Annotated in this window: 19 protein-coding genes; 8 read left to right on the top strand and 11 right to left on the bottom strand. The window is 72.8% G+C overall.

Features of this window, described 5'->3' with window-relative positions; translation table 11 throughout:
• Positions 1-35: 35 nt before the first annotated feature.
• Positions 36-1,283: a hypothetical protein gene (locus tag ABZ078_RS08885; protein ID WP_356573094.1), complete on the bottom strand. Its 1,248-nt coding sequence runs from the start codon at positions 1,281-1,283 to the stop codon at positions 36-38.
• Positions 1,280-2,866: an amino acid adenylation domain-containing protein gene (locus ABZ078_RS08880; protein ID WP_356573092.1), complete on the bottom strand. Its 1,587-nt coding sequence runs from the start codon at positions 2,864-2,866 to the stop codon at positions 1,280-1,282. The genes ABZ078_RS08885 and ABZ078_RS08880 overlap by 4 nt, the downstream gene beginning before the upstream one ends.
• Before the next feature lie 399 nt (positions 2,867-3,265).
• On the opposite strand from ABZ078_RS08880, the gene ABZ078_RS08875 reads away from it, so the two are divergent.
• The gene (locus tag ABZ078_RS08875; protein ID WP_356573091.1) at positions 3,266-5,401 is read left to right on the top strand and encodes a molybdopterin oxidoreductase family protein; all 2,136 of its coding nucleotides are present in this window, start codon (positions 3,266-3,268) and stop codon (positions 5,399-5,401) included.
• A 596-nt stretch (positions 5,402-5,997) separates the two neighbouring features.
• Here the strand turns inward: ABZ078_RS08875 and ABZ078_RS08870 are convergent.
• Positions 5,998-6,432, bottom strand: a complete 435-nt coding sequence (locus tag ABZ078_RS08870; protein ID WP_356573089.1) for a gamma-glutamylcyclotransferase family protein — start codon at positions 6,430-6,432, stop codon at positions 5,998-6,000.
• 109 nt (positions 6,433-6,541) lie between these two features.
• Between ABZ078_RS08870 and ABZ078_RS08865 the strand changes: the two genes are divergently transcribed.
• The 4 genes from ABZ078_RS08865 to ABZ078_RS08850 all read left to right on the top strand — a co-directional run bounded on the left by ABZ078_RS08865 (position 6,542) and on the right by ABZ078_RS08850 (position 10,993).
• Positions 6,542-8,191, top strand: coding sequence for a M4 family metallopeptidase (locus ABZ078_RS08865; RefSeq protein WP_356573087.1), 1,650 nt, complete (start codon positions 6,542-6,544; stop codon positions 8,189-8,191).
• A gap of 184 nt (positions 8,192-8,375) precedes the next feature.
• Positions 8,376-9,320: an aminoglycoside phosphotransferase family protein gene (locus ABZ078_RS08860; protein ID WP_356573085.1), complete on the top strand. Its 945-nt coding sequence runs from the start codon at positions 8,376-8,378 to the stop codon at positions 9,318-9,320.
• A 326-nt stretch (positions 9,321-9,646) separates the two neighbouring features.
• Positions 9,647-10,174 carry a hypothetical protein gene (locus tag ABZ078_RS08855; protein ID WP_356573084.1) on the top strand — a complete coding sequence of 176 codons (528 nt, stop codon included), beginning with the start codon at positions 9,647-9,649 and terminating at the stop codon, positions 10,172-10,174.
• Positions 10,175-10,255: 81 nt separating this feature from the next.
• The gene (locus tag ABZ078_RS08850; protein WP_356573082.1) at positions 10,256-10,993 is read left to right on the top strand and encodes a class F sortase; all 738 of its coding nucleotides are present in this window, start codon (positions 10,256-10,258) and stop codon (positions 10,991-10,993) included.
• Positions 10,994-11,058: 65 nt separating this feature from the next.
• Here ABZ078_RS08850 and cpt read toward each other — a convergent pair whose 3' ends face one another.
• The 5 genes from cpt to ABZ078_RS08825 form a co-directional block, all read right to left on the bottom strand.
• A complete protein-coding gene (cpt, locus tag ABZ078_RS08845; protein WP_356573080.1) occupies positions 11,059-11,598 on the bottom strand; it encodes a chloramphenicol phosphotransferase CPT in 540 nt (179 codons plus the stop codon).
• A gap of 47 nt (positions 11,599-11,645) precedes the next feature.
• Positions 11,646-12,428 (bottom strand): TSUP family transporter, encoded by a 783-nt coding sequence (locus ABZ078_RS08840; protein ID WP_356573078.1) that lies wholly within the window; start codon positions 12,426-12,428, stop codon positions 11,646-11,648.
• Between the two features lie 93 nt (positions 12,429-12,521).
• Complete coding sequence (locus ABZ078_RS08835; protein WP_356573076.1) at positions 12,522-13,172, bottom strand: response regulator transcription factor; 651 nt, start codon at positions 13,170-13,172, stop codon at positions 12,522-12,524.
• A 47-nt stretch (positions 13,173-13,219) separates the two neighbouring features.
• Positions 13,220-14,503 (bottom strand): sensor domain-containing protein, encoded by a 1,284-nt coding sequence (locus ABZ078_RS08830; RefSeq protein ID WP_356573074.1) that lies wholly within the window; start codon positions 14,501-14,503, stop codon positions 13,220-13,222.
• 10 nt (positions 14,504-14,513) lie between these two features.
• The gene (locus ABZ078_RS08825; RefSeq protein WP_356573072.1) at positions 14,514-15,071 is read right to left on the bottom strand and encodes a hypothetical protein; all 558 of its coding nucleotides are present in this window, start codon (positions 15,069-15,071) and stop codon (positions 14,514-14,516) included.
• A 322-nt stretch (positions 15,072-15,393) separates the two neighbouring features.
• Here ABZ078_RS08825 and ABZ078_RS08820 point away from each other — a divergent pair, with 322 nt between their 5' ends.
• Genes ABZ078_RS08820 through nirD form a run of 3 tightly spaced genes read left to right on the top strand, consistent with a single transcriptional unit; the run spans position 15,394 to position 19,594 of the window.
• Positions 15,394-16,629, top strand: coding sequence for an FAD-dependent oxidoreductase (locus ABZ078_RS08820; protein ID WP_356573070.1), 1,236 nt, complete (start codon positions 15,394-15,396; stop codon positions 16,627-16,629).
• Positions 16,629-19,244 carry a nitrite reductase large subunit NirB gene (gene nirB, locus ABZ078_RS08815; protein WP_356573068.1) on the top strand — a complete coding sequence of 872 codons (2,616 nt, stop codon included), beginning with the start codon at positions 16,629-16,631 and terminating at the stop codon, positions 19,242-19,244. The genes ABZ078_RS08820 and nirB overlap by 1 nt, the downstream gene beginning before the upstream one ends.
• Positions 19,241-19,594 carry a nitrite reductase small subunit NirD gene (gene nirD, locus ABZ078_RS08810; RefSeq protein ID WP_356573066.1) on the top strand — a complete coding sequence of 118 codons (354 nt, stop codon included), beginning with the start codon at positions 19,241-19,243 and terminating at the stop codon, positions 19,592-19,594. The genes nirB and nirD overlap by 4 nt, the downstream gene beginning before the upstream one ends.
• A gap of 18 nt (positions 19,595-19,612) precedes the next feature.
• Here nirD and ABZ078_RS08805 read toward each other — a convergent pair whose 3' ends face one another.
• Genes ABZ078_RS08805 through ABZ078_RS08795 form a run of 3 tightly spaced genes read right to left on the bottom strand, consistent with a single transcriptional unit; the run spans position 19,613 to position 22,562 of the window.
• On the bottom strand, positions 19,613-20,161 hold the full coding sequence (locus ABZ078_RS08805; protein ID WP_356573064.1) for an SDR family NAD(P)-dependent oxidoreductase: 549 nt from the start codon (positions 20,159-20,161) through the stop codon (positions 19,613-19,615).
• A gap of 29 nt (positions 20,162-20,190) precedes the next feature.
• Entirely contained in the window at positions 20,191-21,960 is a 1,770-nt protein-coding gene (locus ABZ078_RS08800) for a SulP family inorganic anion transporter (RefSeq protein WP_356573062.1), read from the bottom strand.
• Entirely contained in the window at positions 21,957-22,562 is a 606-nt protein-coding gene (locus ABZ078_RS08795) for a carbonic anhydrase (RefSeq protein WP_356573060.1), read from the bottom strand. Before ABZ078_RS08795 ends, ABZ078_RS08800 begins: the two co-directional genes overlap by 4 nt.
• Positions 22,563-22,677: the final 115 nt, after the last annotated feature.

Below are 22,677 nucleotides of genomic sequence, written 5' to 3'. Positions count from 1 at the left end.
GGGTTCCTCCTTGGGTTCCCCTCGGTTCCTGCGGGTCACGAGTCCCAGATCGCGCCGTACGCCGGGATCCCGCGTCGCTCCAGGCCGTGCACCACCTGCCAGGTGAGCTTCTTGTTGGAGATGCAGATGACCGCCTCGGCCCCGAAGTCCCGGTACGCCGCGTAGGCGAGTTGGACCATGTCGGGCTTGCCGTGCCGGGAGGTGTCCCAGACCAGGGCGTGCGGCTGGACGGCGAGGATCTCGTCGACCAGGGCGTCTCCGTAGGTCGCCCGGGGATCGCGGGTCGCCCAGACCAGGCGGGAGGGGACCTCGGCGGCCAGCAGATGGGGCAGGCAGGGGCCGATGCCGCTGCCGGTGGCGACGTAGACCACCTTCTTGAAGAGGGTCTCGATGTTGGCGACGCCCGCCGTGGTGATGCCCTTGACCCAGACCTTCGACGGCAGGTCGTCGATGAACGCGCCCGTCCAGTCGCCGGCCCGCGAGATGGTGAGCCGGAAGCCGGGCTCGCCGGGTGCCGGGACGTTGGCGAAGGAGTGCCACTCCTTCAGCGGGCTGCGGCTGATCGCCGTCGAGGAGCCCGCGAAGGGGGTCTCGCCGTGGTCGAAGCGGGCCAGGACGACGTGCGGGGAGGGCCGTTCGAGGCGTACGTCGACCTTGCGCAGCCGGAGCCAGGGCAGGGCGACGCTGAAGGTGACGACCGCGAGCACCGTCAGCGGAACCGGTCCGGGGGACGACAGCAGCGTGTGCGTCCAGAAGAGGGCGAGGGCGCTCCAGCCGCCGAAGCGGTGGATCTTCTCGAAGTGGTCGTGGTGGCGGGCGCGGAAGGGTGGCAGCGCGGTGGCCACGATCAGCGCGAGGAGGATCACCAGGGTCCAGCCCACGGTCAGGCGCGGGGCGTCGGTCGTGGTGACGGTCAGCGCCAGGAACCATGCCGTCCCCGCGAGCGCCCCGCCCACGTGCAGTCCGCCGAAGTGGTACACCTTGCCCAGCGTCCAGCGCACCTTCAGCGGCCAGCTCGTCGGGGCCCGGGTGGCCAGCCGGAAGAAGAGGTTGATGACGTACTGCTGGCGCACGAGGACGGCGAGGGCGAGGTTCGCCAGGGCCGCGTGCCCCAGGGTCCGCTCCGTCAGGGGCCAACCGGCCCACAGGAACGCCAGGTTGGCGGTGAGCACCAAGGCCGCCAGTCGGTTGTGGTGCATCAGCCGGGGGTGCTTGAGCAGGCGGCGCGGGCCCGGGATCGGCGGCGGCAGCTCGACGGACCGGCGGTCGAGGGACGTGGTCATCGGGCCGCCCCCTGAAGCGTCCGCCCGTGCGCCTGCTGCTCCGCCATCCGCAGCAGCGCCTGTTTGTCGACCTTGCCGCGGTCGGTCTCGGGCAGTAGTGGCAGGGGCATGACAGTCTCGGGCACGCAGTAGTACGGCAGCGCGTCAGCGACCGCCCGCCGGGCCGTGTCGGGGTCGACGTCCGCCGGGCACACGAACGACACGAGCGTCCGCGCGTCCCGCCGCAGCGTCACCGCCCGCGCGCAGCCCTCGACCGACTCCAGCACCGAGGACACCGCGTCCAGTTCGACCCGGAAGCCACGCACCTTGACCTGGTCGTCGGTGCGGCCGAGGTGTTCGAGTGCGCCGTCGGAGGTCCAGCGGCCGAGGTCACGGGTGCGGAACATGCGGCGGCCGGCGCCGAGGAAGGGGTCGGGGGCGTACCGCTCGGCGTTGAGGCGGTCGTTCCCGAGATAGCCCGCCGACACGCAGTCGCCGCCCGCCCACATCTCCCCCACCTCGCCGATGGGCAGCGGGCGGCGGTCGGCGTCGAGGACGTAGACCGTGTTGTTGGGGGTGGGGCGGCCGATGGTGAGCAGCGGGTCGGAGGGGTGGTGGCGCTGCATCGTGTTGACGATGGTCGTCTCGGTCGGTCCGCAGCAGTTGTGGAAGGCGGCGTGCCGGGCCCACCGGTCGGCGAGCGGGCGCGGGCAGGGCTCTCCGGCGACGGCGACCGTGTGCACGCGCGGGCAGGTCTCCGGGTCGATGCCGGACAGCACGGTCGGGGTCGCGATGAGCACGTCGGCCGTGCGGGCCGCCGCCGGGATGTCCTTGCCGCGCACGACGAGGGTGCCGCCGTGGGTGAGGCAGCCGAGGATCTCCCAGGCGGCCATGTCGAAGGCGACGTTGAGGAGGTGGGCGACGCGGTCGCCGGGGCGGATGCCGAGGCCGCCGGGTTCGGTCAGGAGGATGTTGGCGACGTTGCGGTGCGTGACCTTCACGCCGTTGGGCCGGCCCGTGGTGCCCGAGGTGAACAGGACGTAGCAGCCGTCGTCGGGGCCGACCGCCGCGTCCGGTGCCGGTGCCGGTGCCGCTGCCGGTGCGTACGGCAGCGGCTCGTCCAGGGTGACGATCCGGTGTCCGGCGTCGGGCAGCGGCACGCGGTGGGCGTGCTCGGCGAGGGTGAGGACGACGCGGGTGCGGGCGGTGCGGACGACATGGGCGAGCTGGGCCGGAGGCGCGAGGCCGATGTCCTGCGGGACGTAGGCGGCGCCCGCCTTCAGGATGCCGAGCAGGCCGACGAGCATCGGGATCGAGCGGCGCACGAAGAGTCCGACGTGGTCACCGGGGCGTACGCCCTCGTGGACCAGGCGGGCGGCGAGGGCGTCGGCGCGGCGGTCGAGCGCGCCGTAGGTGATCCGGTCGTCCAGGTGTTCGGCGGCGACGGCGTGCGGGGCGGCCGCGGCCTGCCGGGCGACGGCGCGGTGGATCAGCGGGTCGGGGACGGGGACGGTGGGGCCGCGGCCGTACTGCCAGAAGAGGTGCTGGTCGCGGCGGGTCAGGTGGCTCAGCCGGGCTGAGCGGCCGGAGGGGCGCAGGGGCATGGTCGGGGGACCTCCTGGCGGGCTGTTTCGATGGACGGATTGCCGTAGGCGGTGAAGCCGCCCACGGATGCGGCCGGAATGAGCGGCGGGCATGCCCGGTGTCGAACGCCGTGCGGAGTCCATGCATCGTCGTACAGCGTCGGCGCGGTGCTGGACGTGCGCTCGACTGTAGCCCCGACTCTTCAACTCTCAACGAGGCGTGGTCGGCCAAGTACGGTACGGAATGAGCCACACGTGGTGACTTTCACAACAGCGGCAACTTCCGCACCGGTCGGCGGCGACTACCGGCAGGGCGCCTGTGCGCCTCACGGCGGCCGGGCGGCGACGGGGAGGTCACCGTCCCGGCCGCGTAACAGGGAGCCGCCGCGCACGTAACACGCCCGACTCACGCTGGACGGCATGCCGAACTCCGCGACGCCCACGCACTGCCCGTACTGCGCCCTGCAGTGCGGGATGAACCTCGCGCCCACGCAGGACGGGGGTGTCGCGGTGGTCGAGCGCCCGGACTTCCCGGTGAACAGGGGAGCGCTGTGCGGCAAGGGCCGTACGGCGCCCGCGGTACTGGCGTCGAACGTCCGCCTGACCTCACCGCTGGTGCGGTCGGGCGGCGCGCTCGTGCCCGCCGGCTGGGACGAGGCGCTGGACCGGATCGCCGAGGGCCTCGGCCGCACGCGCCTGGAACATGGCCCGGACGCGTGCGGGGTCTTCGGCGGGGGCGGCCTGACCAACGAGAAGGCGTACAGCCTCGGCAAGTTCGCGAGGATCGTGCTCGGCACCTCGCAGATCGACTACAACGGCCGTTTCTGCATGTCGTCGGCTGCCGCGGCCGGGATGAAGGCGTTCGGTCTCGACCGCGGGCTGCCGTTCCCGCTGGAGGACATCCCGAAGACGGGCTGTGTGATCCTGGTCGGCTCGAACCTGGCGGAGACGATGCCGCCGTCGCTGCGGTTCTTCAACGAGCTGCGCGAGAACGGCGGCACGCTGATCGTCATCGACCCGCGCCGCACGAAGACCGCCGAGCAGGCGGATCTGCACCTCGCTCCCCGCCCCGGCACCGACCTCGCACTGGCCCTCGGCCTGCTGCACCTGGTCGTCGCCGAGGGGCGGGTGGACGAGGAGTACGTCCAGGAGCGCACGGTCGGATGGGAGGACGCGCGGGCCGCGGCGATGGCGCACTGGCCGGAGTACGTGGAGCGGATCACGGGGGTGTCCGTTCCCCAACTCCGCGAAACGGTAAGGATGTTCTGCGAACCGGAGCACGCGATGGTGCTCACCGCGCGCGGGCCCGAGCAGCAGTCCAAGGGCACGGACACCGTGGGCGCTTGGATCAACCTGTGCCTGGCGACGGGGCGGGCGGGCCGGCCGCTGTCCGGGTACGGCTGCCTCACCGGGCAGGGCAACGGGCAGGGCGGACGCGAACACGGCCAGAAGGCCGACCAGTTGCCGGGCTACCGCAAGCTGGACGACCCGGCGGCGCGGCGGCATGTGGCCGACGTGTGGGGCGTGGATCCCGACAGCCTTCCCGGGCCGGGGCGCAGTGCGTACGAGCTCCTGGACGCACTCGGCACGGACATCAAGTCGCTGCTGCTGATGGGCTCCAACCCGGTGGTGTCGGCGCCGCGTGCCGCGCACATCGAGGAGCGCATCAAGTCCCTCGACTTCCTGGCGGTGTGCGACGTCGTGCTGTCGGAGACGGCGGCGCTCGCGGACGTGGTCCTGCCGGTCACGCAGTGGGCGGAGGAGACGGGCACGACGACCAGCCTGGAGGGCAGGGTGCTGCTGCGCCGCCGCGCGATCACCCCGCCCGACGGCGTCCGCAGCGACCTGGAGGTCATGCACGAGCTCGCGGCGCGGCTGGGCGGCGAAAGCGGGCTGGAGAAGGGCTTCCCGACCGACCCCGAGGAGGTCTTCGAGGAGCTGCGCCGGGCGAGCGCGGGCGGCCCGGCGGACTACTCGGGGATCACGTACCGCAGGCTGGCGCAGGAGAACGGGGTGTTCTGGCCGTGTCCCGCGGCGCCCCGCGCGGACGACGCCGAGGACCGCGAGGACACCTCACCGGCCGCGGTCGCGCACCCCGGCACGCCCCGCCTCTTCCTCGACCGGTTCGCCACGCCGGACGGACGGGCAAGGTTCGTCCCCGTCTCGCACCGGGCGGCCGCCGAGGAACCGGACGAGGAGTACCCGGTGCTGCTGACGACCGGGCGGGTCGTGGCGCAGTACCAGTCCGGCGCCCAGACCCGCCGCGTCGACGAGCTGAACGCCGCCGCGCCGGGCCCGTTCGTGGAACTGCACCCACGACTGGCGGCGCGTCTCGGGGCGGCCGAGGGCGACCCCGTGGCCGTGGTCTCACGCCGGGGCCGGGCGGTCGCCCCCGCCCGCATCACGACCGGCATCCGCCCCGACACCGTCTTCATGCCGTTCCACTGGCCGGGCGAGGGCCGCGCCAACACCCTGACCAACCCCGCACTGGACCCGACGTCACGAATGCCGGAGTTCAAGGCGTGCGCGGTGCGGGTTGAGGCGGTGGAGCCGTAGGGGGGTGGGGGTGGTTGGGTGTGTGGGTAGTTGAGCGTGGGGGCGGTTGAGCGCAGGGGCGGTTGAGCGCAGGGGCGGTTGGGCGTGGCCGGGGTTGGGCGTGGCGGTGACTGGACGCGGGGGGCCGGCTCGGCGTCGCGGGGCAGCCGAACGCAGCAACAGCTGGGCGCAACAGCGGCTGGACGCCGGGCCGTGCCAGAAAGGGTGCCGGTGTCGCCAGGGCGACGGGCGGGCGAGGCGAAGCGTGAGCCTCGGCCGGCAGGAGCGCCGCGGCCGAGGTCGGACGCGACGGCGACTGCGCGCGTCGGCGGACTGGGCGCGAAGACGACTGGGCGCGGCGGCCGCTCGGCGCAGGGACGACTGAACACAGCGACGGCTGAACGCGACAGCGGCTGGACACCGAGACCGCTCGGCGCGGGGGCGCTCGGCGCGGGCGGACGCCGGGGTCCTGGGCGGAAAGGGTGCCGGTCTCGCCGGGGCGACGGGCGGGCGAGGCGAAGCGTGAGCCTCGGCCGGCGGGAGGGCCGGGTGCGGTGCCGGTGTCAGGGGCTCGGTGGTGAAGCCCAGCGGCGGGGGCGCCTTGCTGCCCGGTCGTCTCAGCCGGGGCGGATCGTCCAGTCGCCCGTCTCGATGAGCCTGCCGTGCGTGCGCAGGCGGGCGGCTACGGCGGGGGCGGCGACATATACCCAGGCACGTACGGCCGTTCCGTCGGCGGCGCGGATCACCTCGCGGGCGATGCGCTCGTAGAGGTTGCGCGGGTCGGCCGGGGCGTATTCCTCCAGCCGGTCGAGGGCGGCGAGCAGCGCGGGGTACTCCTCGGGCCGGGCGGTGACGAGTTCGCCCCGGACGGTGCCGCCGCCGCCCGGTTCCTCGACCGCGTACGGATAGCCCGGGCCCGCGTACAGCTCCGCCCCTACGAGTCGCGCCGGTTCCTCGGCGAGGGTGCGGCCGCGCAGGAAGCGGTCGTGGTTGGGCTCACCCGGGCGGAGGGTGCCGTAGACGAAGAACGGGAGTCGGGGAGGGAGGGTCACAGAAAGGATTCTCTCCTCTCACACACCTGCACGTATTCGCCCTGGCCATGGCATGTGCACGCCGCCTTGAATCTTGGCAAGCTCTGCGCCGCCCAGTTCAAGGAGACCGATGAGCCGAATACGGCCGCACGCCCGAGGTTCCCGACTCGCCACGGCGGGTCTCGCCACCGCCGCGATCGCCACCCTGCTCACCGCCACACTCTCCCCCACCGCCGGCGCGGACGACAGGCCGACCAGGGCCACCGCACTGCAGAACGCGGCATCGGCCCTGGAGGACCACGCACGGAGCCTGGGGCTGACGGCCGCTCAGGACACCACCGTCCGGGACGTGGTCGTGGACACGGACGGCACCCAGCATGTGCGTTACGACCGCACCTACCGCCAACTCCCGGTCATCGGCGGCGACTTCGTGGTCCACCTGACGAAGGACGGTACGTACCGCGGCGCCTCCCGCGCCACGAAGGACGCGATCTCCCTGGCCGGCGTGACGCCCAGGGTCTCGGCACCGAAGGCGGCCGACCTCGCGGCGACCGCGCTGCGCGCCGTCAACGTCGGCGAGACGCTGAAGCGGCTCACGTCCCGGCCCGAGCTGGTCGTCGATGCCCTGCACGGCACCCCGAAGCTGGCCTGGCGGACGAACGCCCTCGCGCAGGACTCCCGCGGCAACCCGGTCGCCCGCACCGTGCTGACCGACGCCCGCACCGGCACGCAGATCGACGCGTGGGACAGCCTCGAGTCGGCGTCGGGCGACGGGAAGTCGCTGTACGGCGGCACGGTGCCGTTGGAGACGACGGCCTCGGGGTCGACGTACCAGTTGAAGGACGCGACGCGCGGCGGCACCTACACGGGTGACGCCGGGAACAAGACGGACCTGTGCCTGCTGACCGTCTGCCTCGAACGCGCCCCGGCGACGGTCTTCACCGACGCCGACAACCACTGGGGCAGCGGCACCACGGCCGACCGCTCGACGGCCGCGGTGGACGCGCAGTACGGCACGGACATGACGTGGGACTACTTCGAGGACGTCCACGGCCGCAAGGGCATCGCGGGCGACGGCAAGGGGTCGTACAACCGCGTGCACTACGGCAACGGCTACAACAACGCCTTCTGGGACGACCGTTGCTTCTGCATGACGTACGGCGACGGCGACGGCACCCAGCTCGGCCCGCTGGTGTCGCTGGACGTGGCCGGGCACGAGATGACGCACGGCGTGACGTCGAAGACCGCGGCGCTGACGTACTCGGGCGAGTCCGGTGGCCTGAACGAGGCGACCTCGGACGTCTTCGGCACGCTGGTGGAGTTCCACGCGGGCAACACCTCCGACCCGGGCGACTATCTGATCGGCGAGAAGATCGTCCGGTCGGCCTTCGGTCGGGACGCCCTGCGCTACATGGACAAGCCCTCCAAGGACGGCAAGTCGGTGGACTGCTGGAGCACGACGACGAAGGACCTCGACGTCCACTACTCGTCGGGCGTCGGCAACCACTTCGCGTATCTGCTGGCCGAGGGCAGCGGCGCGAAGACGGTCAACGGCGTCGGCTACGACTCGCCCACCTGCGACGGGTCTTCGGTGCGGGGGATCGGCCGGGACAAGGTGGGGAAGATCTGGTACCGGGCGCTGACGGTCTACATGACGTCCTCGACGAACTACGCGGGGGCGCGGACGGCGACGCTCAGCGCGGCGAAGGACCTGTACGGGGCCGGGAGCGCGGAGTACCTCGCGGTGGGGGCGGCTTGGGGCGCAGTGAACGTGCGCTGAGCGACGGGGTCCGGACGGGGCGGGAGAGCGCCTGAGGCCGGTGGGACCGTGACCGACGCCGGTTCGGCGGCGCCGCGAAGAAAGCAGTGGCCGCCTGGTCGTCGGCCCGGATACGCTCCGCTGCCTCCTGCCCTTCTCCCGCGTGCCCTTCTCGCGCCTGCCCCACCCCGCCTCACGGAGCCGTATGCCGCCGCCCACGAAGATGCACGCCGACGAGCTGGACATCGACGAAGCGCTGGTGGCCCGGCTCGTCGCGGAGCAGTTCCCGCGGTGGTCCGGGCTGCCGGTGACACGGGTCGCCTCCGCCGGGACCGACAACGCCATGTACCGGCTGGGCGCCGACATGGTCGTGCGGCTGCCGCGGCTGCCGGGCGGGGCCCACCAGGTCGACAGGGAGCAGCGGTGGCTGCCGCTGCTGGCTCCCCATCTGCCCCTGGCGGTTCCGACGCCGCTGGCGAAGGGAGAGCCGGGCGCCGGCTACGCGCTCCCCTGGGGTGTGTACGCCTGGCTGGACGGCGAGAACGCCTACGACGTGCCCCTCGCCGAACCGGCCGACGCGGCCGCGGAGTTGGGCCGTTTCACGGCGGCGCTGCGGACGGTGGACGCGGCGGACGGGCCGCCGTCGTTCCGGGGCGACCCGGTCGCCAAGCACGACGCATACGTCCGGACCGCGATCCATGACCTGGGTGCCGTCGGCATGCTGGACGCCGCGCTCGCGACGGCGCTGTGGGAGGAGACCCTCCGCCTTCCCCAGTGGGACGCCGACCCCGTCTGGCTCCACGCCGACCTCCTCCCGGGCAACCTGCTGACCTGCGCCGGGCGGCTCACCGCGGTCATCGACTTCGGCGGTCTCGGGGTCGGGGACCCGGCGGCCGACACCATCGCGGCGTGGGCGGTCTTCGACGCCGCCACCCGCGAGGTGTTCCGCGCGGCGGCAGACGTGGACGACGCCACGTGGGCTCGGGGGCGGGGCTGGGCCCTGTGCTTCGCTTTGATGGCGGAGCACTACTACGGCGAGCGCTGCGGGAACGGGACGAACCCGGTGCTGGCGGCGGTGGCGCGGCGGACGGTGGGCGAGGTGCTGGCGGAGTACGGCGGCGGGGCGAGCCGGCCGGTGGCGGCGCGTTGACGCGGGGCCGCGGCGGTACCGGCCGGCGGCACCAGCGGCACCAGGGGCACCAGCGGCACCGGCGGGTCACCCGTTCACACCCTCGGCGGCCGGGGCATCCGGTTCACTTCCGTGGCACGCCCGGGATGCCGCGATGACCTGCTGAAACACCGCCGCATCGGTGATCGGGTCCCTCCCGTCCGACACCCGTTCACCGCATTTCTGACGCTCTCTCAGGAAGCGCTCCCGCCCGGCTGCCCCTTACCTCGGAAGTGCAGGGGCTCGGCCGAGACGGCGGCACATGGGGGTGCCGCGGGTCGTGAGCCCGTGCGCTCGGAGGAGCCTCGATGCGACGTACCGCTCGTCTGCTGACCGGGACCGCGCTGGCCGTGGGTGCCGTCGGTCTCGTCGTCACGCCCGCCTACGGCGGCGACGGTGGTGGTGAGCTGGAGGTGTATCCGTCCTCGGTCGTGCCGGGCGGGCAGGTCAGGGTGAACACGGCCGCCTGCGGCGACGGCGGTTCGGCGGCGGGCGACGCCAGCGCGGTGGGGGCCGGTGACTTCACGCTGGTGCCGGGCAGCGACGAGCAGGACGCGCTCGGGAAGTTCCGGGTGCCGCCGAGCGCGCAGCCCGGGACGTACGAGATCGTCGCGGCGTGCGCCGAGGGCGGGCGGCGGGTGACGGGGGACCTGGTGGTCACGCTGACCGCCCCGCGCGAACAGGTGCATCCGAGAGGAAGTGTGAAGACGGGGGTCGGTGGCGCTCTCGACGGCTCCGACCCCGTGCAGACCGCGGCCGGCGTGGCGGCGCTCGCCGTCGCCGCCGCGGGCGGTACCTGGCTCCTGCATCGCCGGGCGAGAGGCGACGGGATCTGACGGACACCCTCCGCTGTCCGTCCGCCGGTACCGCACGTCCCCTCCCCCTCCGGGTCCGACGCCCCTCGCGGCCCGGAGGGGATGAGGGTGGCCCGAGGAGAGTCCCAGGAGGCGCAGGTGCGCAGTCACCGCACCGTCGGCAACGCCGCCATAGCCGCGGCCACCGCCCTGGCCCTGTGCTGCGGCGCCTGGCTGCTGCACAGCGGCACCGAGACCCACGCCCCGCCGCAGCCCTCCGCCGCGCAGGCGGGGGAGGACGCGGCGACCGGGACCGAGGGGACCGGCGGCAGGGCAACCGGGGCCGCGGACACGCGCGGTGCGCACACCGACCCGCACGCCCCGCGCTCGGCCGCCCCCGCGCTCCCGCCGTCCCCTCCCGACCGCATCCGCATCCCCTCGATCCGGGTCGACGCGCCCCTCATGGGCCTGGGCCTGACGAGGACCGGCAGCCTCGACGTCCCGCCCGCCGAGCGCGCGAACCTCGCCGGCTGGTACGAGGCCGGCACCACGCCCGGCGAGACCGGCACCGCGATCGTCGCCGGCCACGTCGACAACGCCGACGGACCCGCCGTCTTCTACCGCCTCGGCGCCCTGCGCAAGGGCAGCACGATCGAGGTGGACCGCCGGGACGGCGGCACGGCCCTCTTCTCCGTGCACGCCGTCGAGGTGTACGACGCGAAGGACTTCCCCGACGAGAAGGTGTACGGCGCGGCGCCGCGCCCCGAGCTGCGGGTGATCACCTGCGGCGGCGGTTACTCACGGACGACCGGGTATCAGGGCAACGTCGTCGTGTTCGCGCATCTCACCGGCAGCCGCTGACCGCTCCGGGCGAGCCCTCAGGGCGTTCTCCCGGTCGATGTCCTGGGGCGTGCCGGGACCTCGTGTCAGCCCACGTGCGTGGCGATGGTCCGCGCGCACTCCAGGGACTCGGTGCGGGTGGTGTCCACCTCCAGGTCGTAGGCCACGCCCTTGTGGACGAGGTCCGCCTGGGACTCGGCCATCCCCCGCGGCCGGTCGCCGCGGACGATCTCGCGGCCCGCGGCGACCCGGGCGTCGCAGCGGACGCCGACCCACAGCACGTCCAGTCCGGCCAGGGCCGTACGCCAGTCCTCCTGGGAGGCCGCGCCGCCGAGGAAGACATCGTCGATGATCACGTGGGCGCCCGCCCCGGCCATCGCGGCGACGCCGGTCATCCACGCCTTCTGGAGGGTGCGGAACTCCGGTCCGACGCTCACCTCGCCGTCCGGTGCGAACCCGATGCCGTCGCCCGACTGCCTGAGGGACGGGGGCATGGAGTCGACCAGCGCGTCGATGCTGACGCTGAGCCACGGGTCCGGCAGCACGGCCTGAAGACAGCGGGCGATCCCGGACTTGCCCGAGCTGGAACCGCCGTTGAGCACGATCACCTGAAACCGAGTCGTCACCGGATCACCGTAGAGGAAACCCTTCGGACGATCCCACCCGATTCTTCTCAGGCCACCCACTGCTCGTACGCCAGGTTCGCCACCAGCGCGAACACCACCGTCAGCAGCACGATCCGGACGAAGCCGCTGCCCTTCTTCAGGGCCGTGTGGGCGCCCAGCGTGCCGCCCGCGAGGTTGAACACGGCCATCAGCGCGGCCAGTTGCCACAGCACCGTGCCCTGCCAGGCGAAGGTGGCCAGTGCCCCGGCGTTGGTGCAGCAGTTGACGATCTTGGCGGTGGCGGAGGCGGTGACGAGGTCGAGGTGGAGTACGGCGGTGAGGGCGAGGACCAGGAACGTGCCGGTGCCGGGGCCGATCAGGCCGTCGTAGAAGCCGATGCCCAGGCCCGCGAGGCCGATCGCGGCGAGGACCTGGCGGCGGGTGGCCGGGCCCGTCGCCGGTGCCGTGCCGAAGGCGGGGCGCAGGATCACGAACGCGGCGACGCCGAGCAGCACCACCATGATCACCGGCTTCAGGACCTCGGTGCTCATTCCGGCCGCGAAGAAGGCGCCGCCGGAGGAACCGGCCAGCGCCGCGAGTCCGATGCGTACGGCGAGGCGCACGTCCACGGGTGCCTTGCGGGCGTATGTCACCGCGGCGCCCGTCGTGCCGACGATCGCGACCGCCTTGTTGGTGCCGAGCGCGTAGGCGGCGGGGGTGCTCGCGGGGAGGCCGAGCAGGAGGGCGGGGAGCAGCAGGAGTCCGCCGCCGCCGACCACGGCGTCGATCCAGCCGGCCGCGAGGGCCGCGAGGCACAGCAGGACGACCGTGGTCAGCGATATGTCGGGCATGATCGCGACCCTAGGCGGGCGATGCGTGTGCCGTCCATGTAACTGAGGGACTTCTGAGGTATGGGGGCCGATCCGCGTCCGCGCGGGGCCGGTTCACGCGTGCGTGCCCTCCAGGTATCTGAGGACGGCCAGGACCCGGCGGTGCCCGGTCTCCGACGGTGGCAGGTCGAGCTTGGTGAAGATGTTGGCGATGTGTTTCTCCACGGCCCGTTCGGAGACGGTGAGGGCCGTGGCGATCGCGTGGTTGGTCCGGCCCTCCGCCATCAGCGCCAGCACCTCGCGCTCGCGGGGCGTGAGCGCGGCCAGGGCGGTGGCGCGGCGGCTCGCGCCGAAGATCTGGGCCACGACCTCGGGGTCCAGCGCGGTGCCGCCGGCCGCGACCCGCTCCAGCGCACCCACGAACTCCCCGATGTCGGCGACCCGTTCCTTCAGCAGGTACCCGAACCCGGCGGGGTCGGCGAGCAGCCGGGCCGCGTGCGCGGTCTCGACGTACTGCGAGAAAAGCAGGACACCCGTGCCGGGGTGCTCCTCACGCAGCCGCGCGGCCGCCCGTACGCCCTCGTCGGTCTGGGTGGGCGGCAGCCTGATGTCGACGACGGCGACGTCGGGGGCGTGCTCGGCGACCGCGACCAGCAGCGCGTCGGCGTCGGAGACGGCGGCGACGACCTCGACGCCCCGGAGCTGGAGCAGTTGGGCGAGCCCGTCGCGCAGGATGGCGGAGTCCTCGGCGATGACGACGCGCATGCGGCTCCGATCGACGGCCAGGGCGGGCAGGTCAGGCGGTGGACAGGTCAGGCACACGGCAGCTCGACCGTGACCACCGTAGGCCCTCCCGGCGGACTGTCGCAGACCAGCGTCCCGTCGACCGTACGCACCCGGGCCAACAGCCCCCTGAGCCCGGAGCCCGCCCCGACCACCGCACCGCCCCGGCCCTCGTCGGCGACGCACAGGCGCAGCAGGCCGTCGCGGGCGGTGACGGTGACGGTGGCCGAGTCCGCACCGCTGTGTTTCGTGGCGTTGGCCAGGAGTTCGGCGGCGCAGAAGTAGGCGATGGACTCGACGGCCGGGGCGGGACGGGTGCCGATGTCTGCGGTGACGTCGACGTTCAGGGCGCTGTCGGCGGCGAGCGTGGCGAGGGCCGCGGGGAGACCTTCGTCGAGTACGGGGGGATGGATGCCCTTGACCAGGTGGCGCAGGTCGGTGATGGCCTGCGTGGCGTTGCCCTGGGCGGTGTCGACGACGGCGAGGACGCGGTCGGGGCCGGCCCCGGCGGTGAGCAGCTCGCGGATCATCGCCAGGTGCATGGCGAGGCCGACCAGCCGGGCCTGGGTGCCGTCGTGCAGGTCGCGTTCGATACGGCGGAGGGTGGCGGCGGCGTCCTCGACGGCGTGCGCGCGGGTTTCCTCCAGGGCGCGGATCCTGCGGTCGGCGGCGCTCGGGCCGAGCAGGGCGGTCAGCACGGCGCGGTGGGGGGCGAGGGCGTGCCGGAGGAGGCGGGGGGCGACGGCGAGCAGCAGCAGTCCGGCCGCGACCGGGATCAGCCAGCGCGGCCAGGTGTCGACCTGGTGGCCGAAGAACTCCAGCGAGACGTGGGACACCGAGCCGTCCGCGTGGTGGACGGTCTCGTGGTTGAGGCGCTGGAGCAGCGGGTGCAGGGCGAACAGGACGCCGTAGACGTAACCGATGAGGACGGCGGCGAACGGGAGGGCCGCGGTGAACGGCGCCAGCAGCGCGCAGCCCACCGCCCGCCACCCGACCCGCTCCCCCAGCACCGCCCGCCGCCACCCCAGCACCCCGGTCCCCGCGGGCGGCGCCGGCTCCTCGATCGCCAGCCCGAGCAGCCGCCGCGCCAGCCCCCGCTGCACCGCCGCCAGCCCCAGCGCGCCGCGCACCGTCGCCGCCACCAGCCACAGCCCCAGCGTGGTCACCGACAGGGCGCCGCCCACCGTCAGCCCGAGCAGCACCAGCGGGAAGCCGACCAGGGCCAGCGGAAAGGCGATCACCGCGTACAGCAGGGCGCACAGGGCCCGTCGGCCGAGGCCGGCAGCGGCGGCGAAGGAGCGGAGGCGGCGCATGGGCGTCAACCTAGGCCAGGAGCGTACGGGCCAGCCGGAGCTGGAGCGCGGCCAGCCCGCGCCCGACCCACGGCATCAGCAGCAGGAAGCCGAGCCCGCCCACGATCGCGTGGAAGGCCCAGGCGCCCGCGAAGGTCGGCCCGCCCCAGGCGACGGAGGGGTCGGCGCCGGCCCGCAGGGGCCAGCCGAGGTTCATCGGGACGACCGACCAGCCGTACAGGGTGACGGCCACGGTCAGCAGGTTCACCGGCAGCGCGACCAGCGCGTGTGCCAGCCCGGCGCGCGAGCCGTCGCCGCCCACGTCGGCGCCCAGCAGCCGCCGCAGCAGCCCCCGCTGCCATCGCCCCGTCGGCGCCCCGGCGAGCCCCAGGGGGACGCATGCCACACCCAGCGGGAACGCGAGCACCGCGTACGCGAAACGGCGCCATGTCCCGGCGGTGAAGGGCTCGCGGACCACCCGCCACACCCGTACCGAAGCGGTGTCGGTGGTGCCCGTGGTGCCCGTGGTGTCCGTGGTGTCCGTGGTGTCCATGCTGTCCCGCACCGCGATCCCGCGAACCGTCTCCATGGCACGTCTCCTAGGGCGTGAGCTGGGCCTGAGCTCGGCCTGAGCTCGGCCTGAGCTGGCATGAGCTGGCATGAGCTGGCATGAGCTGCTGAAAGCGGACCTCTCCAGCCTCCCGCCGCCCCGGTTCGTAGACGATGGTGCCTGCACCCGGACCCGGGGTTCGGCCAGCCCCACCCTCCCCCGCCGGACCCCGCCTCACAGCCCACACCGACCCCGCCCTCCGAACCCTCACACCGCCCCCCGGCCGCCGCTGAGGGCAGCGTTCCTCGCGGGAAACAGAGGTGATGCGGTCGGGAAACACCCACCCCGCACGCTCAACGGCATGACCTCGAATACGCGTGTGGTGGTGATCGGCGCCGGCCTCGCGGGCGTACGACTCGCCCGGCGGCTCGGCGAGCTCGGCACGCCCGTGACGCTCGTCGGCGACGAGGAGCACCGCCCGTACAACCGGGTGCTGCTCGCCGAGGTGCTGGCCGGCCGCTACAGCCCCGACGTGATCGCCCTTCCGGCGCCCGCGGCGCTGACGCGCGGCCGGGTCACCGGGATCGACCGCGAGGTGCGAGCCGTACACCTCGCGGACGGCTCGGAGATCGGCTACGACACACTCGTGCTGGCCACCGGCTCCAACCCGGTACTCCCGCCGCTGCGCGGCCTGTTCACCCCCGACCATGTGCTGCCGGAGGGCGTCCACGCCTTCCGGACGATGGACGACTGCCTGGGGCTGTCCAAGGCGGTACGGCCGGGCGTGCGGGCCGTCGTGATCGGCGGCGGGCTCCTCGGAGTCTCCGCGGCCCGCGCCCTCGCGCTGCGCGGCGCGCAGGTCGTGCTCGCCCAGCAGTCCGAGCGGCTGATGGAGCGTCAGCTCGACCCGGCGGCCTCGAAGCTGGTCCGGCGCCATCTCGTCGACCTCGGCGTCGAGGTCCACACCGACCTGCGCGTGCGGGACGTGCGCTGCGTCGGCGGCGCGGTCCGCTCGGTGGAGATGGCCGACGGATACGCCCTCGACGCCGACCTCGTGGTCCTGGCCTGCGGCGTCCACCCCCGGGTGGGCCTCGCGCGGGGCGCGGGACTCGACGTGAACAAGGGCATCGTCGTCGACGACGAGCTCCGTACGTCCGACCCGCACATCCGGGCCATCGGCGACTGCGCGCAGCACGACGGCACGGTGTACGGGCTCGCGGCACCCGCGCTCGAACAGGCCGATGTCCTGGCCGAGTTGCTGGCGGGCGACACCGGTGATGCCACCGCCCGCTACACCGGCACCCGTTCGCTGACCCGGCTCACCCTCGCCGGGCAGGACTCGCCCCTCGGCTCCTTCGACCTCGCCGCGTTCGGTGAGACCGATGCCCGGCCCGGCGACGACGTCGTACAGCTCGCCGATGCCACCCGCGGCACCTACCGCAAGGTCGTCGTCCGCGACGACCGCCTGGTCGGCGGGGTCCTCGTCGGCGAACTCGGCACCGTCGGCGCGCTCGCCCGCGCCTGGGAGGGAGCAGAGCCGCTCCCGTCCGACGGCGGCCCACTGCTCCACCTGCTCACCAATGATGGAGGCTCCTGATGACCGCCACCGGGGCGAACCCCACGATCGTGCTCGTCGGCCATGGCATGGTCGGCCAGCGCTTCCTCGAAGCGCTCGCCGAGCGCGGCCTGACCGCCACGCACCGCGTGGTCGTGCTGTGCGAGGAGCCGCGTCCGGCGTACGACCGCGTGGCGCTCACCTCGTACTTCTCGGGCAAGACGCCCGAGGACCTCTCGATGACCGACATGGCGTTCATCGAGAAGGAGGGCATCGAGCTGCACATCGGTGACCCGGCGGAGACGATCGACCGCGAGGCGAGGAAGGTGACCGCCCGCTCGGGTCTGGTCGTCGACTACGACGTCCTGGTCCTGGCCACCGGGTCGTACCCGTTCGTGCCGCCGGTCCCGAACAAGGACGCCACCGGCTGCTTCGTCTACCGCACGATCGAGGACCTGCTCGCGATCGAGGAGTACGCGAGGACGAAGGCCACGACGGGTGCCGTCGTCGGCGGTGGTCTGCTCGGCCTGGAGGCCGCGGGTGCGCTGAAGGGCCTGGGCGTCGAGTCGCACATCGTGGAGTTCGCGCCGCGCCTGATGCCGGTGCAGGTCGACGAGGGCGGCGGCGCCGCGCTGCTGCGCACCATCGAGGACATGGGTCTGACGGTCCACACCGGGGTGGGCACGCAGGAGATCGTGACGGACGCCGACGGTGTCGTCACCGGGATGAAGCTGTCCGACGGCTCCGAACTCGCCACCGACATGGTGATCTTCTCCGCCGGTGTCCGCCCCCGCGACCAACTCGCCCGCGACTGCGGCCTCACGGTCGGCGAGCGCGGCGGCATCACGGTCGACGAGCAGTGCCGGACCGTCTCCGACCCGCACGTCTTCGCGATCGGCGAGTGCGCGCTGGCCGCCGACGGCCGGGTGTACGGCCTGGTCGCCCCCGGCTACGAGCAGGCGGAGACGGCCGCCGCGACGATCGCCCAGGACGAGGCGGCGTTCACCGGCGCCGACCTGTCCACCAAGCTGAAGCTGCTCGGCGTGGACGTGGCGTCCTTCGGTGACGCGCACGGCACCGCCGAGGACTGCCTGGACGTGGTGTACTCCGACTCCCGCGCGGGCCTGTACAAGAAGCTGGTCATCGGCCGCGACGGCACCCTGCTCGGCGGCATCCTGGTCGGTGACGCGGAGGCGTACGGCACGCTGAAGGCGTTCACCGGTTCGGTCCCGCCGGTCTCGCCCGAGTCGCTGGTGCTGCCGGCCGGTGCCGGGGCGCCCGCCCAGCTCGGCCCGTCCGCGCTGCCGGACGACGCCGTCGTCTGCTCCTGCCACAACGTCACCAAGGGTACGATCCGCGGCGCGGTCACCGACCACCAGTGCACGACCGTGCCCGAGGTGAAGAAGTGCACCAAGGCCGGTACCGGCTGCGGTTCCTGCGTCAAGGTGCTCGGCCAGCTGGTCACCGCCGAGCTGGAGGCGTCCGGCGTCGAGGTCGACAAGGGCCTGTGCGGCTGCTTCTCGCAGACCCGCGAGGAGCTGTACGAGATCGTCCTCGCCCTGCGCATCAACACCTACCAGGACCTCCTCGACCGCTACGGCCGCGAGGACGCCCGGGGCGGCGACGGCTGCGAGGTCTGCAAGCCGACGGTCGGCTCGATCATCGCCTCCCTCGCCCCGACGATCGGCGCGAGCGGCTACGTCCTGGACGGCGAGCAGGCGGCGTTGCAGGACTCCAACGACCACTTCCTCGCCAACCTCCAGAAGAACGGCTCGTACTCGATCGTGCCGCGCATCCCCGGCGGCGAGATCACCCCCGAGAAGCTGATCGTGATCGGCGAGGTGGCAAGGGACTTCGGTCTCTACACCAAGATCACGGGTGGCCAGCGAATCGACCTGTTCGGCGCGCGCGTCGAGCAACTCCCGCTGATCTGGGCCAGGTTGGTGGACGCCGGCTTCGAGTCCGGCCACGCCTACGGCAAGGCGCTGCGCACGGTGAAGTCCTGCGTCGGCCAGACCTGGTGCCGCTACGGCGTCCAGGACTCCGTCCGCATGGCGATCGACCTGGAGCTGCGCTACCGGGGGCTCAGGTCGCCCCACAAGCTGAAGTCGGCCGTCTCCGGCTGCCAGCGCGAGTGCGCGGAGGCCCAGTCGAAGGACTTCGGCGTGATCGCCACCGCCAACGGCTGGAACCTCTACGTCGGCGGCAACGGCGGCGCCACCCCGCGCCACGCGGACCTGCTGGCGCAGGACCTGTCCGACGCCGAGCTGATCCGTCTGATCGACCGCTTCCTGATGTTCTACATCCGCACGGCGGACCGCCTGGAGCGCACGTCGACCTGGCTGGAGCGGATCCCCGGCGGCCTGGACCATGTGCGCGAGGTGGTCGTGGAGGACTCCCTCGGCATCTGCGAGGAGCTGGAGTCCCTGATGGCGGCCCATGTCGCGAACTACCGCGACGAGTGGGCGGAGACCATCAACGACCCCGAGAAGCTCTCCCGCTTCGTCTCCTTCGTGAACGCCCCCGACACCCCCGACCCGGTCGTCGGCTTCGTCCCCGAGCGCGACCAGATCAAGCCCGACCTGCCGCTGCTGTCCATCGGCATGCGCCCCACCGAAAACACGGCAGAAGTCCTGGAAGGAAGCGCCCAGCGATGACCCTGGCACCCGAGACCACCGACCTGAAGGTCCAAGTCCGCCTGAGCGACGACTGGTTGACGGTCTGCGACCTGACCCAGCTGCTCCCGGGCCGCGGTGTGGCGGCCCTGCTGCCCGACGGCAACCAGGTGGCCCTGTTCCGCGACCGCGCCGGAGAGCTGTACGCCATCGACAACCGCGACCCGTTCGGCGGGGCGGCGGTCCTCTCCCGCGGCCTGACCGGCACCCACCAGGGCCGCCCGTTCGTCGCCTCGCCCCTGCTGAAGCAGCGCTTCGACCTGGCGACCGGGCGGTGCCTGGACGACGAGACGGTGCGCGTCGCGACGTACGAGGTGCGCGCCGGCGCATAGGAAGCACGCACCGGGCCCTCACCCCTTCAGGGCGTCGTACGCCACTCCCGTCAGCCGCTCGGAGGCGTCCCAGAGAAGTTCGCCCGCACGGTCGTCGAGGGTCCACGGCGCCCTCCACGACGGGGCCGGTGAACCGCGCCACATGGCGAAGGACGGGCCGGTGAAGGAGTCGGGGCGGACGTCGGGGGCGGTGGCGGCGTACAGGACGGGGAGCGCGCCGGCCCTCTCGAAGCCGTCCGCCGTCGTGCCGTACGGCAACGCCATCACCCCGGCGTTGTTCAGAAGCAGGTCGAGCCGGTCGTACGGGAATGCCGTGGCGAACTCCCGCACCGAGCCGAGGTCTCCGAGGTCCAGGTGCGTCAACCGGAGCCGGGCGCCGGGCACTTCGCACAGCATCCGGTCCCTGGCCGCCGTTCCTCTCGCCTCGCTCCGGCACGCGAGCACCACCCTGGCACCCCTTCGCGCCAGCTCCCGCGCCGCCACGTAACCGAGTCCGCCGTCGGACCCGGTGACGACGGCGACGCGTCCGCGCCGGTCGGGGAAGTCGTGCGCGTTCCAGCCGGACATGGGGCTCCTTCCGGTGTGGCGTCCGGGCCTCAACCCACCAGCGGCGGACGTCGCGCGTAGTCGTCCTGACCTCGGCCATAGTCACGGTAACCCTCTCCGGCGGCGTCCCCGTAGTCGGTGTGACCTCGCTCGTGGTCCGCCGGTACGGGCCGCGTGTCCAGGTAGAACCACTCGGCGTCCGGGCCGGGGACCGGCGGTGCGGCAGGAGCCGGGGTCGGCTTGCGGGCGGGCGCCGTGACGACGGGTGCCTCCGTCTTCGCCGGTCCCGGCATCAGCAGTTCCACCCGTGTGCCCAGCCCGCGTTGCTGGGCCGTGAACTCCTCCACCTGGTTGCGGCAGGCGTGGTCCAGATGCGTCACGCCGGTCAGGTCGAGGCGGATGCGGGGCCTGCCCGAGGCGGCGGCGGCCTCCAGTGCCTCGATGAGCTGGGGCAGCCGGAGGAAGGTCGCGTTGCCGGCCATGACGACCTTGGCGGTGTCGTCCTCGACGTGCTGGCGGACCACCGTCCGGGACATGCGCAGGGCGGCCAGCACGATCCCGGCCGCGAGGCCGATCAGGACGCCTTCCAGCAGGGCGGTCGCCACGATGACCAGCGTCGTCACCGTCATGACGGCGAACTCGCCCCGGTCCTGCCGCCACATCTTCGGGAACTCCTCCGGCGCGAACAGCTTCCAGCCGCTGTGCACGAGGACGCCCGCGAGCACCGAGATCGGGATCAGCGCCAGGACCTGCGGCAGCAGCAGCGCGAAGGCCAGCAGCCACAGGCCGTGCAGGGTGCGGGAGAGCCGGGTCTTCGCGCCGGCCTGGACGTTCGCCGAACTGCGGGCGACGACCGCCGTGACCGGGAGGGCGCCGAGGACGCCCGCGATGGTGTTGCCGGCGCCCTGGGCGATGAGTTCGGTGTTGTAGCGGGTGCGCGGGCCGCTGTGCATACGGTCCACGGCGGCCGCGGTGAACAGGCTCTCCGCGGAGGCGATGACCGTGAAGGTGAGGATGGAGGTGATGACCGCGGCGTCCGCGAGGCCGGCGAACTGCTCGGCGCCCGGCACCCGCACCGACGCGAGCAGATTGCCGACCTGGAGCGTCTTCACGTCCACGCCGGGCAGCGCGGCGACCAGGATGCCGACGCCGACCGCGACCAGGGCGGCCGGGATCCTCTTCACCGGCCCCGGCGCCTTCTTCCACAGGAAGCTCAGCACGATCGTGGCGGCACCGAGCAGCGTGGCGATCATCGCCTGCGGGTCGGTCAGGATGTCGGCGAACAGGCCCGGTATCCCGGCCATGTTCTCGATCGGCGTGCCCGGGGCCTTGTGGTCGGCCATCGGGTAGACCTGGCTGAACATCAGCGGGAGCCCGATACCGGCGAGCATTCCCTGGACCACGGCGATGGAGATCGCCTGGAACATCCGGCCGAGGCGTACGACGCCGAGGACGATCTGGAGGATGCCGGAGAACAGCACGATCACGCCGAGCATCGCCAGGCCGTGCTCCAGCACCGTCTCCGCGACCAGCGCCGCGAGCCCGGCGGCCGGCCCGCTGACCTGGAGCGTGCTGCCCCGCACCGCGCCGACGACCAGGCCGCCGATCACCCCGGAGATGATGCCGAGCTCGGCGGGGACACCGGAGGCGACGGCCACGCCGATGCACAGCGGCAGGGCGACGAGGAAGACGACGAGGGAGGCGGTGATCTCGTTGGCCAGGTCGGGCTTGGCGCCCCCGGCCGTCGGCAGCCTCAGGCCCCCGAACCTCGGCATGCCGCCCTTGGTGGGCGTACGCCCGCGCGCATGCGCCCCGCTCATCCGGTATGCACCCGGAACCGACCGTCGCCCTCCAGCTCGTGCACCTGCCCGGTGTCGACCTCGTAGTACCAGCCGTGCAACCGCAGCCGGCCGGCGTCCAGCCGCTGCCGCACCACGGGGTAGGTCCGCAGCACCGCGAGCTGGTTGACGACGTTGCCCTGCGCCACGTTCGGCAGCGAAGGATCGTCGGAGGCGGCCGTGAGGACCTGGGCCAGTTCGGGGCGGGCCAGTTGCAGCCAGGCGTCCACGCCCGGCAGCGCGGAGAGGTCGTCGCCGGACTTCAGCGCCCCCATAGCGCCACAGTGTGAGTGACCGCACACGACGATGTCCTGAACCCCGAGCACCTCCAGTGCGTACTCGATGGTGGCCGCCTCACCGGACGCCCCGGGACCGCCGTACGGCGGCACGATATTTCCCGCGTTGCGCAGCTCGAATATCTCCCCGGGCCGCGCTCCGGTAATCAGTGCGGGTATGACCCGGGAGTCCGAGCAGGTAATGAAGAGTGCCTCGGGATATTGCCCCTCGGCCAGTTTCCGGTATTCGTCTCCCTCGAAATCGACCCGTCGCTTGAACGAGCGTGCACGGCCCAGCAATGCCTTCAACGAAGCCTCCTCGGTGGGGAGTTCGACCAGGTCGTCACACCGTAGAGGAGGCAACACCAGACGAAGGTTAAGCGAAGGCAAGCGCCCGCACAGAAATTGGATATTCTTTGGCGCA

The organism is Streptomyces sp. NPDC006385, from assembly GCF_040612485.1.
GTDB lineage: Bacteria > Actinomycetota > Actinomycetes > Streptomycetales > Streptomycetaceae > Streptomyces.
The sequence above is the reverse complement of the archived record's forward strand: the minus strand, read 5'-3'. Positions and strand labels throughout refer to the sequence as shown.